The organism is Curtobacterium sp. PhB25 (genome assembly GCF_004365375.1).
Taxonomy (GTDB): Bacteria; Actinomycetota; Actinomycetes; order Actinomycetales; family Microbacteriaceae; genus Curtobacterium.
Genome location: NZ_SODR01000003.1, coordinates 120498 through 133623, shown reverse-complemented (window position 1 = coordinate 133623; position 13126 = coordinate 120498). Strand labels below are relative to the sequence as shown.

Genomic DNA, 13126 nt, shown 5'->3' with positions numbered 1-13126 from the left:
CACCACCGACAGCAGGCCGAGCGAGGAGTACCCCTTGACAAGACGATAGTTAGCGATCTATCGTAAACACATCGCGATACGACGAAGACGAAACCCGTCGAACCGATCGCGAGCCGACTCAGCAACAAGGAAGGACGCACCATGCGCACCATGCGCCCCATGCACAACGACAACGACAGCAACCACCACCCGCGCGGCCCCCGTTTCGGCGGCGCGCGGCAGCACCACGGCGCCGGCTTCCCCGGCCGCGACCGCGGTGACCACGAGCACGGCGGCCGAGGCGGCCGTGGCTTCGGCCCGGGCTTCGGGCCGGGCATGGGCTTCGGCCCCGGCTTCGGCGGCTTCGGCGGACCCGGCTTCGGGCGCGAACGCCGCCGCCGCGGTGACGTCCGCCTCGCGATCCTCGGCCTGCTGGCCGAGGGGCCGCAGAACGGCTACGCCGTGATCAAGACCATCGCCGAGCGCACCGGCGGCGCCTGGAAGCCGAGCCCCGGCTCGGTCTACCCGACGCTCCAGCAGCTCGTCGACGAAGACCTCGTGGTCTCGTCGGGCGACGGCCGCAAGACCCTCTTCGAGCTCACCGACGCCGGCAAGGCCGAGGCCGAGGCGAAGGCCGACGAGATCGCAGCGGCACTCGACGCGGCCCCCGGGATCCCGGACGCGCAGCGCGAGTTCTTCGAAGCGCTCCGGAAGACCATGGGCGTCCTGCAGATGTACCGGACGACCGCGACGGAGGACCAGGCCAAGGCCGCCACCGCCAAGGTCGACCAGCTCCGCAAGGACCTCCTGCAGATCCTCGCCGACTGACGTCGGAACCCACGAACGGGAGGCACGTTGCCAGCCCGCACCGTGCCTCCCGTCCGTCGTCGCCGGGGCTAACCCCCGCGCATCGTGAGCAGAAAAGGTCGAGTCCGCACGCCTGGACTCGACCTTTTCTGCTCACCAAGCGCGCCCCGCGCCGCGCACCAAGCGCGCCCCGCGCCTACACCCCCATGAACGCCGCGACGTCCGACAGCTCCGCTGCCGACACCGCGTGCGGCAGCCCCTCGTACGCCCGGTCCGTCACGGTGGTGTTCGCCGCCGCCCACGCCTGCGTCCGCGCGGTGGCCTCCGCCGGGATCACCGGGTCGAGGTCGCCGTGCCCGAGGAACACCCGCGGCCGGACGGCGGCGACGGCCTCGTCACGAGAGTCCGTCACCCCCGGTACGACGAACCCGGACAGCGACACCGCGAACGCGAACGCCGCGGGCCGTGCGCGCAGCAGCTGCAGCGCCATCGACCCGCCCTGCGAGAACCCGAGCAGCCCGATCCGCGGGTGGTCGGCGGCGACGGAGTCGACCCACGCGAGTACCTCGGCGACGGCGGTGTCGACGGGCTCGAGTGCGGGGGAGCCCGGCGTCCCGAGCGGGTACCAGCTGAACCCCTGGCCCCACGGCATCGGTGCCCGCAGTGACGCCATCGTCCAGGCCGCCGGCAGCGCGGGGGCGAGTCCGAGCAGGTCGCGTTCGTTCGACCCCACCCCGTGCATGGTCACGAGCAGCGGTGTCCCTGCGCGTTCTTCCGCGGGACGGGTCCACTGCACCAGGTCTGCATCGATCATGTGGACAACGCTAACCATCCCCAAGTCCCGCGCCTTTCGCCGAACTCGACGCCGTCCCTGGTAGACACGGTGCATGGCCTCGTTGCAAACCCCCGACCCCGACTCCGGCTGGCTGTCCGACGAGGAACTCGCCAACGCGCGTCGTCGACTCCCCATCTGCTACGTCGAGGCGATCCCCGTCCGCACCGACGGCCTCGGCGTCGTGACCGAGGTCGGGGTGCTGCTGCGTGTGGCCCCGAGCGGCTCGATCGTCCGCACCCTGGTGTCCGGTCGCGTGATGTTCGGCGAGTCCATCCGCACCGCGCTCTTCCGTCACCTCGAGAAGGACCTCGGCCCGATGGCGTTCCCGCAGCTGCCGTCGAGCCCGACACCGTTCACGGTGGCCGAGTACTTCCCGCTGCCCGGCGCCTCGGTGTACACCGACGAGCGGCAGCACGCGATCTCGCTGGCCTACGTCGTCCCGGTCACCGGCACGTGCGAGCCCCGGCAGGACGCCCTCGAGCTCACGTGGATGACCCCGATGGAAGCCGCGTCCGACGGCGTCGCCGACGACATGGAGGGGGGCCGCGGCGCCCTGCTGCGCGCGGGCCTCGCGTCGGTCGGCGCGCTCATGTAGCGACCGGCTCGGTTCCCGAACACGACGGAGCCCCCCCCCCGAACACGACGAAGCCCCCGGATCCGATCGGATCCGGGGGCTTCGCAGCGCGGTGCTTGACCGGCTTGTTACTTCGTGTCGCGGTCGCTCTTGAGGCTGTCGGCGACGCCGGAAGCGGCGTCCTTGACGTTCGTACCCGCCTGCTTGGTGTCGGCCTTGACCTGATCGGTCTTGCCCTCAGCCTTGAGGTGGTCGTTGTCCGTCGCGTTCCCGACGGCCTCCTTGACCTTGCCTGCCGCCTTCTCAGCGGCGTTCTTGATGTCTTCGATCCCAGCCATAGGCACTCCTTCCAACAGCGGACGTTTCCCCGTCAGCCGCTTGCGCGGCATCCGGTGAAGGAGAAGCTACGCCTTTGGGGGCGTCCGCCTCGCAGGCGCCCCCAAGGTTGTCCCCCGCTGGTCAGCGCGGGCCGGGTCGACAGATCAGTGGCGGTCGGCAGCGCCGGCCGGACGGGAGGCACGGCGCGACGAGCCACGACGGCCCCCGCCCGACTCCTGGCCGGCTCCACGGCCCGCGGCGTAGCCACCGTCCGAGGACCAGACGGCAGAGGACCCACCGCGCACGGTGTCGCTGCCGGCGCGACGGCTGCCGCCGCTGCGGCGACCACCCGTCGAGCCCGCGCCCGCTGCGGCGGAGCGCCCGGTGCCCTCGGAACGTGCGCCGCGAGCCGGACGGCCCTGACGGCCCCCGGCCGAACCGGCGGACTCGGAAGCCGAGCCGGAGCGCGCGGGCTGACCCGAGCCTCCCGGACGGCCGCCGCGACCACGACGACCACGGTCACCGGCGGAATCGGCGGAGCGCTGCTTCGGCTGACGCTGCTGCTGCGCGGGCTGGTCCTCGGCGACGTGGCGGATCGGGGCGATCTCACCGACGAGCGTGGTGACCGCCGGGGAGGTCGCGGTGACCTGCTGCGGGGTGACCTTGATCGCGGCGGCACGCATCATCTGCGCGACGTCGCGACGCTCGGCGGGCATCGTCACCGTGACGACGTCACCGGAGGAACCGGCACGGGCGGTACGGCCCGAGCGGTGCAGGTACGCCTTGTGCTCGGTGGGCGGGTCGACGTGCACGACGAGCTCGACGTTGTCGACGTGCACACCACGGGCGGCGACGTCGGTGGCGACGAGGACGAGGGCCTCGCCGGACGAGAACTTCGCCAGGTTCCGCTCACGGGCGCCCTGCGACAGGTTGCCCTGCAGGTCGACGGCCGGGATCCCCTGGCTGCTGAGCTGCTTGGCGAGGCGCTTGGCGTGGTGCTTGGTGCGCATGAAGAGGATACGGCGACCGTTGCCCGAGGCGAGGGTGCTCACGAGGTGCTTCTTCGCGTCGGCGTCGGCGACCTCGAACAGGTGGTGGGTCATCGCCTCGACGGGGCTGTTCGCCTCGTCGACGGAGTGCATCACCGGGTTGTGCAGGAACTTCTTGACGAGCTTGTCCACGCCGTTGTCGAGCGTGGCGGAGAACAGCAGACGCTGCCCCTGCTCGGGCGTCGCCTGCATGATCTTGGTCACGCCGGGCAGGAAGCCCATGTCGGCCATGTGGTCGGCCTCGTCGAGGACGGTCACCTCGATGTCACCGAGGTTGACGTGGCCCTGCTGCATGAGGTCGGCGAGACGGCCAGGGCACGCGACGACGACGTCCACGCCGCCGCGCAGGGCGTCGACCTGACGGCCCTGTCCGACGCCACCGAAGATGGTCGTGGTGTTCAGGCCCATGGCCTTCGCGAGCGGAGCGAGGGCGACGTCGATCTGGGTCGCGAGCTCACGGGTGGGGGCGAGCACCAGGGCACGGGGGCGGCCGGCGCGGCGCTTGCGGCCGCTGGCGGCGAGACGGGCGACGAGCGGGATCGCGAAGGCGATCGTCTTGCCGGAGCCGGTGCGGCCACGGCCGAGGACGTCCTTGCCCTGCAGGGAGTCGGGGAGCGTGTCCTCCTGGATCGGGAACGCGGTCTCCTTGCCCTGGTCGGCGAGGACGGCGACCATCGGCGCGGGGACGCCCAGGTCGGAGAAACGGAGGTCATTGGTGGTCATGGTGACCTTTCGAGCCGGATGAGACCGGCTGTGGGCGCGCTCTGAGGCAGCGCGCGGGCGGGATGCGCGCCAACAGAGGTGGCTGGCGCAGTCGCCGCAGCAGAGAAGCCTGGGCACCTTCGGGAGGTGCTCGATCATCGACCAGAGGATCAGTGGAACGTGGTCGGGAGTTCGGGGCGTCCGTACGACGCACGAGACGATCGGCGTCTCGAGTACCACCAGCATAGCGTGTCGACCCCGCAGAACCCAGGACCGGTCCGTTCGCCGTGCGCATGCGAGGATTCCCGGGTGCGCACGCGAACCGTCCTGATCACCACCGCGATGGCCCTGGTGGCCGTCCTCGGCACGGCCGGCTGTGCCGAAGCTGCTCCGACCAGCGCTGCGGCGAGCTACCGCAACCTGCCGACCTCGGGGCGCCCGGACTACCAGCTCGGCGGCTCCTACACGCCGCCGTCCGGTGTGACGATCGTCGAGCGGGACAGCACCGCGAAGCCCGCGAAGGGCAAGTACGACATCTGCTACGTCAACGGGTTCCAGACCCAGCCCGAGTCCGCCGGCACGTGGACGAAGTCCTACCCGTCGGCGATCCTGCGCGACCGGGCCGGCAAGCCGGTGTCCGACCCGGGCTGGCCGGACGAGATGCTCCTCGACACCCGGACGGCGGCGAAGCGCGCGCTCATCACGAAGGTGCTCGCGAAGTCGATCGCCCGCTGCGGCGACCGCGGGTTCGACGCGGTCGAGTTCGACAACCTCGACTCGTGGACCCGGAGCGGGAAGCGGCTCACGCGCGCCGGCAACCTCGCGCTGGCGAAGTCACTCGTCGACACCGGGCACCGTTACGGCCTGGCCGTCGGGCAGAAGAACACGCCGCAGCTCGGGGCCTCCGGCCGGAAGCAGACCGGGTTCGACTTCGTCGTCGCCGAGGAGTGCGTGCAGTACCGGGAGTGCTCGGCGTACACGAAGGCCTACGGCAAGCGGGTCATCGACATCGAGTACGCGGACACCCTCGAGCGCTCGTGGGGCTCGGTCTGCACGCTGAAGAGCCGCCCGGCGATGACGATCCTGCGCGACCGCGACCTGGTCACGCCGACCGACGACGCCTACGTCTTCGAGCACTGCTGAGCGCGGGTTCCTTCCCAGAACGCCCGCGATGGAAAGTCGAATCGGGCGTACCGGGCCGGAACTTCCGACCAGGTACGCCCCGAAGCCCCAGGTACGCCCCAGAGCCCCGCGCCTACGCGGGCCAGGCGTCCTTGAGCGCGGTGGCCGCCTGGTCCGCCGACAGACCCGCCGCGCGGGCAGCGGCTGCCAGCGCACGTGCCGCATCAGCCACGGCGTCGGGCACCTCGGCCGGCCGCACCACCCGGGTGCCGGCACCTCGCGCGGTGTGCACGAGCCCGGCCTCCTCGAGCAGCTGGTAGGCCTTCGCGACCGTGCCGGCCGCCAGCCCGAGTTCGTCGGCCAGCCCCCGCACGCTCGGCAGCCGTTCGCCGTCGACGAGGTACCCCGCGCCGATCTGTGCCGCGATCTGCGAGCGGACCTGTTCGAAGGGCGGCACGCGTCCGCCGGCGTCGAGTGCGACCAGTCCTGCCATGCGTTCCACCCTAGAAGTCGTACTGCTCGCCGACCGGGATCGGCACCGGCACGGTGTTGCCGGGAGGCGCGAGCGGGCACGCCCACGCCGGGTCGTACGCGCACGACGGGTTGTACGCGAAGTTGAAGTCCAGCACGAGCGAGTCGGCATCGTCGCCGCCCAGGTCCGAGCCCTTGATCGTGTCGAGCAGGTAGCGTCCGCCGCCGTACGTGCCGCGGGCCTTGCCGGCGCTGGAGTCCTTCACGGGGACGAACAGCCCGCCCCCGTAGCCGCCGTGCGACCAGACGTCGAGCGTGCCGACGCCCGGGACCGTCACGACGCCGAGGCGGTCGAAGTGCACGGTGCCGTCGGTGCCGGTCTCGTAGTCGAACTCGGCGGGCTCGGCGGGTTCGATGCGCACCTGGAACCGCCAGGCGGGGTCGTAGTCCGGCACGGGCAGCGACTCGAAGTCGCGGGCGTCGTCGTCCAGGAGCGGCGACGCGGGGTGCTCCGCGAACATCGCGTCGCGGGTCTCCCGCCACAGTGCGTGCGCCGTCTGGGGATCGGGCGTCGCGCGGAGACGGCGGTACAGGTCGAACGTCATGCGCCGCCAGTCCACGGTCGCCAGCGTGCTGCGCACGCGGTCGTCGGTCGTCGGCTCCTGGGGGCGCGTCTGGCTCACGTGGTCGAGGCTACGCCCGCTCCGCGGTGGACGGGAGGCCCGACTCGCCTCGGTCAGGCAGCATCCGTCCGCCAGGTGGGCGCGAGCGCACGCATCCGGTACGCCCGCCACTGCCAGATGACCCACATCCCCGGCCACAGCAGTGCGCCGAGGGGCCACGGCCGCATCCGGTAGGTCAGGCGGTCGATGAGCAGCGTCCGGTCGCCAGGAGCCGGCACGACCGCCATCCGGTGGCGCATCGTCATGCGGCCGAACAGCCCGCTCGTACCGCCGCCGTTGTCACGCTGCACGGGGACGCCGTCGATCTCGTACAGGTCGAGGTCGACGTGCGTGTCGCCGCTCGGCACGAGGCCGAACGCACTCGCGGTGATCGGGTGCGGGTGCCCCGGTTCCCACCGCTCGGGGAACCCCTCGGGACTGCGCGAGCGGTACACCAGGAACGGCTTCGTCACCGCGACCATCACGGACGGGGACAGCAGGGCATCGCGCACGGCGTCGACCGGCGCATCGAGGACGATCCGGATACCGACGTGCATGCCGAGGACCCTACGCTCGCGGCCAACGACCGCTCTCGGCAAATGTGAAATACGAGTATGTGAGTGTGTACAGCATGCGATCCACTCACCCCCGCCTCCCCCTGCTCGCCGCCCCCGCCGTCCTCCTCGTCCTCGCCGGCTGCGCGGCCGGAACGCCTCCCGAGGCCGACGCGCACGACGCCGGCACGTCGTGGTCGTACGAGGGAGCAGGCGCCCCGCAGCACTGGGGTGGTCTCACCGACGAGTACGGCACGTGCGGCACCGGCGACCAGCAGTCCCCGATCGACCTCCCGGCCGCCCGCGGCGGCGCCGACCTCGACCTCGTGGGCTCGGGCGCCGTCCGGGGTCTGACGGCGGACAACGGGCACACCGTGCAGTTCACCGCCGGCGACGGTGCCTCGACGACCATCGCCGGCGCGGACCTCGACCTGGTGCAGATGCACTTCCACGCGGGGTCGGAGCACACCGTCGACGGTGACCCGGCCGACGCGGAGTTCCACTTCGTGCACGCCGACGACCGCGGGGCCCTGACCGTCGTCGGGGTCCTCGCCGAGCGGGGCGCGCACAACCCCGCCTACGAGAGCTACCTCGCCGGGGCGACGGCGGGTGCCGGCCGGGAGAGCACGGTGGACGTCGAGGCGATGCTGCCCGCGTCGCGCTCCTTCGCGACCTACGAGGGCTCGCTCACCACGCCGCCCTGCACCGAGGGGGTGCGGTGGATCGTGCTCGAGGACCCGATCGAGCTCGGCGCCGACCAGCTCGCCGACCTCGAGGCAGCGCACGTCGAGAACGCACGTCCGGTCCAGCCGCTCGGTGACCGGACGGTCCGTCACACGCTCTGACGGTCAGGCGTGCCGGGCGGACCGGCGACGCGAGCCCTCGGCGCGGTCGTGCCGCCGGAGCCGCTCGGCCAGGGACAGCCGGACCGCCGGCCACTCCGAGGCGATGATCGAGAACACCACGGTGTCGCGGAGCGTGCCGTCGCGACCGATCGAGTGGTTCCGCAGCACGCCGTCCTGCTTCGCGCCCAGACCGGCGATCGCGGCGCGGGACTGGTGGTTGTGCCAGTGCGTGCGGAACTCCACCGCGATGCACTGCCAGGCCTCGAACGCGTGGGACAGCATCAGCAGCTTCGCCTCGGTGTTGATGCCCGATCGCTGCGCCGACTTCGCCAGGAACGTGCTGCCGATCTCGACGTGCCGGTTGCCCGCGTCGATGTTCATGAAGGTCGTCGAGCCCACCACGCGGCCGGTCGGACGGTCACGCACCGCGAAGGGCACCATGCGGCCGGCTTCGTGCTCGGCGAGACGCCGGTCGATCTCGTCCTCGACCTGGGCGGGAGCCGGGATCGAGGTGTACCAGGTGCGCCACAGATCGCCGTCCGTCACCGCTGCCCGCAGGTCTTCCGCGTGCTCCTGCGCGAGGGGCTCGAGCGTCACACGGTCGCCGGTCAGGGTGGGCGCGGGGGCGATCTCCATGGAAGTGCATCCTACGGTCGTCGACCATGGTGGAGCCTGTCGGGACGGCCACCCTGTGGAGAGGGACAGCATCGCCCGGACGGCTATCGTGACGGACGTGGCAGAACGCACCCAGGAGCAGTACCAGGTCCGGTTCGCGTGGGGCACCGGTGGTGCGGCACGCATCGCCCACGGCGCACACCTCGTCGTCTGGGTGGACGTCCTGCCGAGCTCGCCGGACGCGGCGGCGCAGCGCCGCGCGCTGCGGAACGCGACCGTCCAGCTGCCGGACGGTCCGGAGGTCGTGCTCGGCCACCTCGGCAACGCGAGTGCGATCGCGGAACGGGTGACGGGCCTCCAAGCCGATCGTGGCGACCGGTGCGTCGTCGCGGTCGTCGCCGCCGGGCTGCACCATCCCGGAGCGCTGGACGACGCGGCCGAGGCCGCGGGCGAGACCGTCGACGTGCCCGACGCACCCGACTTCGCCGTCGAGGACCTGCTCGCCGCCGGCGCCGTCGTCGACGCGCTCGCCGCAGTCGGGATCGACCACACCGCGCCGGAGGCCGCCGCCGCCTGCGCGGCGTACACGGGGCTCCGACGCGCGGTGAAGCACCTGGTCACGGCGTCCGAGAGTGCGTCCGCCCTCGGACGCGAACACGTGCACGCGGCACTCGCCGTCGGGCCGGACCTGGTCGTCCTGCGGGAATCACGGGGCCGGGCGTAGCGTTCGGGCGGACAGGGCCGGTGCGCCGTCCAGGCCGTCCGGCACCAGCGAGCGAAGGAGCAACGCATGAAGGCAGTCGTCGGCGACACGGTGATCGCGGAGGCCCCGGAAGAGGACCTCATCAAGATCGAGGGCAACTGGTACTTCCCGCCGTCGAGCGTGAAGTCCGAGCTCTTCACCGAGAGCCCCACCCAGTACCACTGCCCGTGGAAGGGCGACACGCAGTACTTCACGGTGAACGTCGACGGGCAGGCGCTGCAGGACCGTGCGTGGTCCTACCCGACGCCGATCCCGTCGTCGTTCGACCGGGTCGGCAAGGACTACTCGGGCTACGTCGCGTTCTGGAAGGACGTCACGGTCGTCGAGTGACGACCGACGTCGTGTCGCGCACCGCGTCGACGCGCACGGTCGGTGCTCATCCCGTCAGGGTGAGCACGATCAGCGCGACGTTGAGCGCCACGATGACCGCCGCGATCACCCACGCCACCACGCGGGTGGTCGCGGCGTTCACGTCGGAGCCCATGACGCTCCGGCGGGACGTGTAGACCACCAGCGGGACGATCGCGAAGGCGATCCCGAAGCTCAGCACGACCTGGCTCACCACGAGCAGCATCGTCGCGTCGGCACCGATCGCGAGCAGCACGATCGCCGGCACCAGGGTGATCACGCGCCGTGCCACGAGCGGGATCCGGACGTGCAGCAGCCCCTTCATGATCTCGGCGCCGGCCATGCAGCCGACCGAGGTCGAGGCCAGCCCCGACGCCAGCAACCCCACCGCGAACAGCACCCCGACGACGGGCCCGACGTGGTCGGCGATCGCCCGCTGGGCACCGGGGATCGAGTCGGTGTCGGCGACGCCGGGCAGGGTCGCCGCGGCCAGGACGAGCATGCAGATGTTCACGCCGCCGGCGACCACCAGCGCGAGACCGACGTCCCACCGGGTCGCGACGAGCACGCGGCGGCGCTCGGGGCCGGCGGGGACGTCGCCGTGCCGGTCGCGGGCCAGCGCGGAGTGCAGGTACACCGCGTGCGGCATGACCGTCGCGCCGAGCATCGACGCCGCGAGCATCACCGACTCGGAGCCCTCGAACCGCGGCACCAGGCCGCTGACGAGCTCGGCGGGGGAGACCTGCGCGAAGAGCAGCCCGGCGCAGAAGCCGACGGTCAGGATCGCGAGCATCGCCGTGACGACGGCTTCGAAGGTGCGGGTCCCGCGGCGGCTGTGCAGGGTCAGCAGCAGCATCGAGACGACGCCGGTGATGAGCCCGCCGGCGACGAGCGGCAGGCCGAAGAGCAGGTGCAGGGCGAGCGCGCCGCCGATCACCTCGGCGATGTCGGTCGCGGCCGCGACGATCTCGGCCTGCCCCCAGAACAGCAGCCTCGGGGTGCGACGCATCCGCAGGCCGAGGTGCTCCGGCAGGGACTTGCCCGTGACGACGCCGAGCTTGGCGGACAGGTACTGCACGACGACCGCGCTCGCGTTCGCGGCGACCAGGACCCAGAGGAGCAGGTAGCCGTACTTCGCCCCGGCGGTGAGGTTGGCCGCCACGTTGCCGGGGTCGACGTAGGCGATGGCCGCGACGAACGCCGGGCCGAGCAGGGTGAGGCCGGCGGCGCGGCGCCTCGGGGTACCCGTGGGTTCCTCAGTGGTCCTGGCTGCGGCGGTGTCGGTCACGGGACCCAGCATGCCAGGGAATTCGGCGCGCCGAATCTTTTTCTTCGCGGTGCCTTTGTCGGCTGGCTGGAGGGCGGTCAGACCGCCGCGCGCCGAGCGCGGTGCGCACGGACCTTGGCGCGGTTCCCGCACCGCTGCATCGAACACCAGCGACGCGTCCCGCCCCGCGAGGAGTCGTAGAAGACCAGCGTGCAGTCGTCCGCCGAGCAGCGGCTCAGACGCGTCGGACGGCCGTCGGCCTCGACGTCGTCGAAGCCGACCTCGGTGAACAGCGCGACGGCGTCGCGCGCGACGCTGGACAGTGCCTGGGCCAGGCGGACGCGGTTCGCTCCGGCACGTCGGCGGCCACCCGGGAGGCTCGGGGGCACGTCCGGCAGGGCGGCGAACAGGTTGACGGTGTCGATGTCGTCGGGCGCGGGGCGCGTGCGGCCGGTCCCGGCACGCAGGCCCGCCGCGACGGCGGTGCGCTCGGCCGCGGTGGTCGCCGGGCCGGGGGCCGCGGCGACGGCGAGTCGGGCGATCGCCGCGCGGAGCGCGCGTGCGTCCTGCAGCTCGCGCGCGCTCGCCCCGACGTCGATCGGTTCGGTGTGGTCGCTGAGCCACTCGTCCAGGTCCGCCGGGCTCGCGAGCAGCTCGCCGAGCTGCGATCGGGGACGCCGGCCGTCCGGGTCGTCGGCGAACCCACCGGTGTGCGCGAAGTCCAGGGCGATCCGACCGGCGTCGAAGAACCAGGTGGATCCGGCGTCCGTGCGGATGTGCTGCCCCGTGTGCATCCGTCCAGGCTAACGGGTTACCGGCGCGCCTCCGCGCGCGGACGGACTCATGCGGTAGTCGAGGCCACCGTCGACGGGGTGTCAGCCTCGCTCCGGCGCCGCCAGACGATGGCGTTGCGGGGATCGAACCGGCGGGAGCACCGGGCACAGGCGAGCTGGCGGGTGGGCGTTCGGTAGCGGAAGTGCTCGTGTCCGGCGGGGCAGGTCCCGATCCACGGTGCGAGCTCGCTGGCGATCGGGCCGTCGTGCAGCCGCGAACCCGTGTACCCGATGGCGGACGCGGTCCGCTTCCACTTCGGGCCGTGGCCCGCACGTGCTCCGGCGAGGGCGTGCGCGACCTCGTGCAGCAGGACCTGCTCGACGTCGTCGTCCGAGAACCGTGTCGCCAGGTGCCGGCTGACGGTGATGCGCTTCCGGGCGAAGTCGCACTGTCCTGCGCGGGTCTTCGCGTGGTCGAACCCGAAGGCCCACGAGCCCGCGCCGAGGTGTTCGGAGATGAGTGCCTCGGCTCGGGAACGGACCGTCTCGAGTGCGGTCACTGGTCGGCGCGGGGGTCGGCCTGGCCCTTCTTGGCTGCCCGTGCGGCGATCCGTCCCCAGATGTCGTCGGCCTCGGTGCGCGCAGCGTCCGGCGCCCCGAGCACCCGGCGGCGGATCGGCGGGACCTGCTTGACCGGCTCGGCGACGCGCATGGTCGGTTCGTCGTCCTCAGCACGGCGGGCGGCGACCTCGCGGGCCGTCCGCGGCTTGTCGGCGGGTTCGGCGGGGTGCGTGATCGAGGCACGCATCGCCGCCTCGACCGCGGTGCGCAGGGCGTCGGTGCGCTCGGACGGGGCACCGGCCTGGCGGAACGCCTGGTAGGCGCGGGACAGTGCGGCGCGGGCCTCTTCGAAGCGGTCGTTCTCGAACAGCGACCACCCTTCGATCTCGGCGGCGGCGCCCTCGAGCTCCGGCCACTCCTCGGTGGCTGCGGTGTCGCGGGCCAGGGCGGCCTCGGTCGCGGCACGCTCGTGGCGACCGAGGTCGTGCAGGATGTGCGCGCGCCGGATCCGGGCGGCGACCTTGTCCTGACGCTCGCCCGTGAACATCGCGAGGCGGAAGACCTCCTCCGCGACGACGAGTGACTCGTCGAGGCGGCCGAGCAGCCTGAGCAGCTCGGCTCGTTCCGCGAGCGCCTCGGTGCTGCGGCTCTGACCGAGGTCGCGCAGACGCTGGTGCACGGCGTCGACGTCGACCGCCGGTCGCAGGCTGATGGGCGCGAAGGTGCTGCCCGGGCTGACCCCGGCCGTCACGGGAGCCGCGTGGCGCGGTTCACGGGACGGGTCGGACGGGTCGGGCTGCTGGCGGTCGTCGGGCGGGAGGGACATCGGTTCGAGGGTAGCCGCGCTCTGCCGGGAGCGGCCGGTGCGACGCGCTCAGGCT

The 13126-nt window shown here is 72.3% G+C and carries 17 protein-coding genes; 6 read left to right on the top strand and 11 right to left on the bottom strand.

Annotated elements, in window-relative coordinates; translation table 11 throughout:
• The first annotated feature begins 159 nt into the window (after window positions 1-159).
• Entirely contained in the window at window positions 160-807 is a 648-nt protein-coding gene (locus tag EDF51_RS07440; RefSeq protein ID WP_235035855.1) for a PadR family transcriptional regulator, read from the top strand.
• A gap of 175 nt (window positions 808-982) precedes the next feature.
• Here the strand turns inward: EDF51_RS07440 and EDF51_RS07435 are convergent, their stop codons facing one another.
• Window positions 983-1600: an alpha/beta hydrolase-fold protein gene (locus tag EDF51_RS07435; RefSeq protein ID WP_166673507.1), complete on the bottom strand. Its 618-nt coding sequence runs from the start codon at window positions 1598-1600 to the stop codon at window positions 983-985.
• 73 nt (window positions 1601-1673) lie between these two features.
• Between EDF51_RS07435 and EDF51_RS07430 the strand changes: the two genes are divergently transcribed.
• A complete protein-coding gene (locus EDF51_RS07430; protein WP_111083509.1) occupies window positions 1674-2216 on the top strand; it encodes an NUDIX hydrolase family protein in 543 nt (180 codons plus the stop codon).
• Between the two features lie 107 nt (window positions 2217-2323).
• Here EDF51_RS07430 and EDF51_RS07425 read toward each other — a convergent pair whose 3' ends face one another.
• Both EDF51_RS07425 and EDF51_RS07420 read right to left on the bottom strand, forming a co-directional pair.
• Entirely contained in the window at window positions 2324-2533 is a 210-nt protein-coding gene (locus EDF51_RS07425; protein WP_111083508.1) for a CsbD family protein, read from the bottom strand.
• Between the two features lie 144 nt (window positions 2534-2677).
• Entirely contained in the window at window positions 2678-4285 is a 1608-nt protein-coding gene (locus EDF51_RS07420; RefSeq protein ID WP_134194375.1) for a DEAD/DEAH box helicase, read from the bottom strand.
• 288 nt (window positions 4286-4573) lie between these two features.
• Here EDF51_RS07420 and EDF51_RS07415 point away from each other — a divergent pair, with 288 nt between their 5' ends.
• Window positions 4574-5407 carry an endo alpha-1,4 polygalactosaminidase gene (locus EDF51_RS07415; RefSeq protein ID WP_134194373.1) on the top strand — a complete coding sequence of 278 codons (834 nt, stop codon included), beginning with the start codon at window positions 4574-4576 and terminating at the stop codon, window positions 5405-5407.
• A gap of 112 nt (window positions 5408-5519) precedes the next feature.
• On the opposite strand, the gene EDF51_RS07410 is transcribed toward EDF51_RS07415, so the two are convergent.
• The 3 genes from EDF51_RS07410 to EDF51_RS07400 all read right to left on the bottom strand — a co-directional run bounded on the left by EDF51_RS07410 (window position 5520) and on the right by EDF51_RS07400 (window position 7076).
• The gene (locus tag EDF51_RS07410; protein ID WP_165901018.1) at window positions 5520-5879 is read right to left on the bottom strand and encodes a GntR family transcriptional regulator; all 360 of its coding nucleotides are present in this window, start codon (window positions 5877-5879) and stop codon (window positions 5520-5522) included.
• A gap of 10 nt (window positions 5880-5889) precedes the next feature.
• On the bottom strand, window positions 5890-6462 hold the full coding sequence (locus tag EDF51_RS07405) for a DUF1684 domain-containing protein (protein ID WP_134194514.1): 573 nt from the start codon (window positions 6460-6462) through the stop codon (window positions 5890-5892).
• Window positions 6463-6593: 131 nt separating this feature from the next.
• Complete coding sequence (locus EDF51_RS07400) at window positions 6594-7076, bottom strand: hypothetical protein (RefSeq protein WP_123293092.1); 483 nt, start codon at window positions 7074-7076, stop codon at window positions 6594-6596.
• Between the two features lie 74 nt (window positions 7077-7150).
• Between EDF51_RS07400 and EDF51_RS07395 the strand changes: the two genes are divergently transcribed.
• The gene (locus tag EDF51_RS07395) at window positions 7151-7918 is read left to right on the top strand and encodes a carbonic anhydrase family protein (RefSeq protein ID WP_134194371.1); all 768 of its coding nucleotides are present in this window, start codon (window positions 7151-7153) and stop codon (window positions 7916-7918) included.
• A 3-nt stretch (window positions 7919-7921) separates the two neighbouring features.
• Here the strand turns inward: EDF51_RS07395 and EDF51_RS07390 are convergent, their stop codons facing one another.
• On the bottom strand, window positions 7922-8554 hold the full coding sequence (locus tag EDF51_RS07390) for a GNAT family protein (RefSeq protein WP_134194369.1): 633 nt from the start codon (window positions 8552-8554) through the stop codon (window positions 7922-7924).
• Window positions 8555-8651: 97 nt separating this feature from the next.
• On the opposite strand from EDF51_RS07390, the gene EDF51_RS07385 reads away from it, so the two are divergent.
• Entirely contained in the window at window positions 8652-9257 is a 606-nt protein-coding gene (locus EDF51_RS07385) for a hypothetical protein (protein ID WP_243837090.1), read from the top strand.
• 66 nt (window positions 9258-9323) lie between these two features.
• Entirely contained in the window at window positions 9324-9626 is a 303-nt protein-coding gene (locus tag EDF51_RS07380; RefSeq protein WP_111083501.1) for a DUF427 domain-containing protein, read from the top strand.
• A 46-nt stretch (window positions 9627-9672) separates the two neighbouring features.
• Here EDF51_RS07380 and EDF51_RS07375 read toward each other — a convergent pair whose 3' ends face one another.
• From EDF51_RS07375 to EDF51_RS07360, 4 genes are all read right to left on the bottom strand, one after another.
• On the bottom strand, window positions 9673-10932 hold the full coding sequence (locus EDF51_RS07375) for an Nramp family divalent metal transporter (protein ID WP_208321829.1): 1260 nt from the start codon (window positions 10930-10932) through the stop codon (window positions 9673-9675).
• A 77-nt stretch (window positions 10933-11009) separates the two neighbouring features.
• On the bottom strand, window positions 11010-11705 hold the full coding sequence (locus tag EDF51_RS07370; protein ID WP_134194365.1) for a CGNR zinc finger domain-containing protein: 696 nt from the start codon (window positions 11703-11705) through the stop codon (window positions 11010-11012).
• Window positions 11706-11752: 47 nt separating this feature from the next.
• Window positions 11753-12244, bottom strand: a complete 492-nt coding sequence (locus EDF51_RS07365) for a SprT-like domain-containing protein (RefSeq protein ID WP_134194363.1) — start codon at window positions 12242-12244, stop codon at window positions 11753-11755.
• A complete protein-coding gene (locus EDF51_RS07360; RefSeq protein WP_111083497.1) occupies window positions 12241-13071 on the bottom strand; it encodes a hypothetical protein in 831 nt (276 codons plus the stop codon). Before EDF51_RS07360 ends, EDF51_RS07365 begins: the two co-directional genes overlap by 4 nt.
• Window positions 13072-13126: the final 55 nt, after the last annotated feature.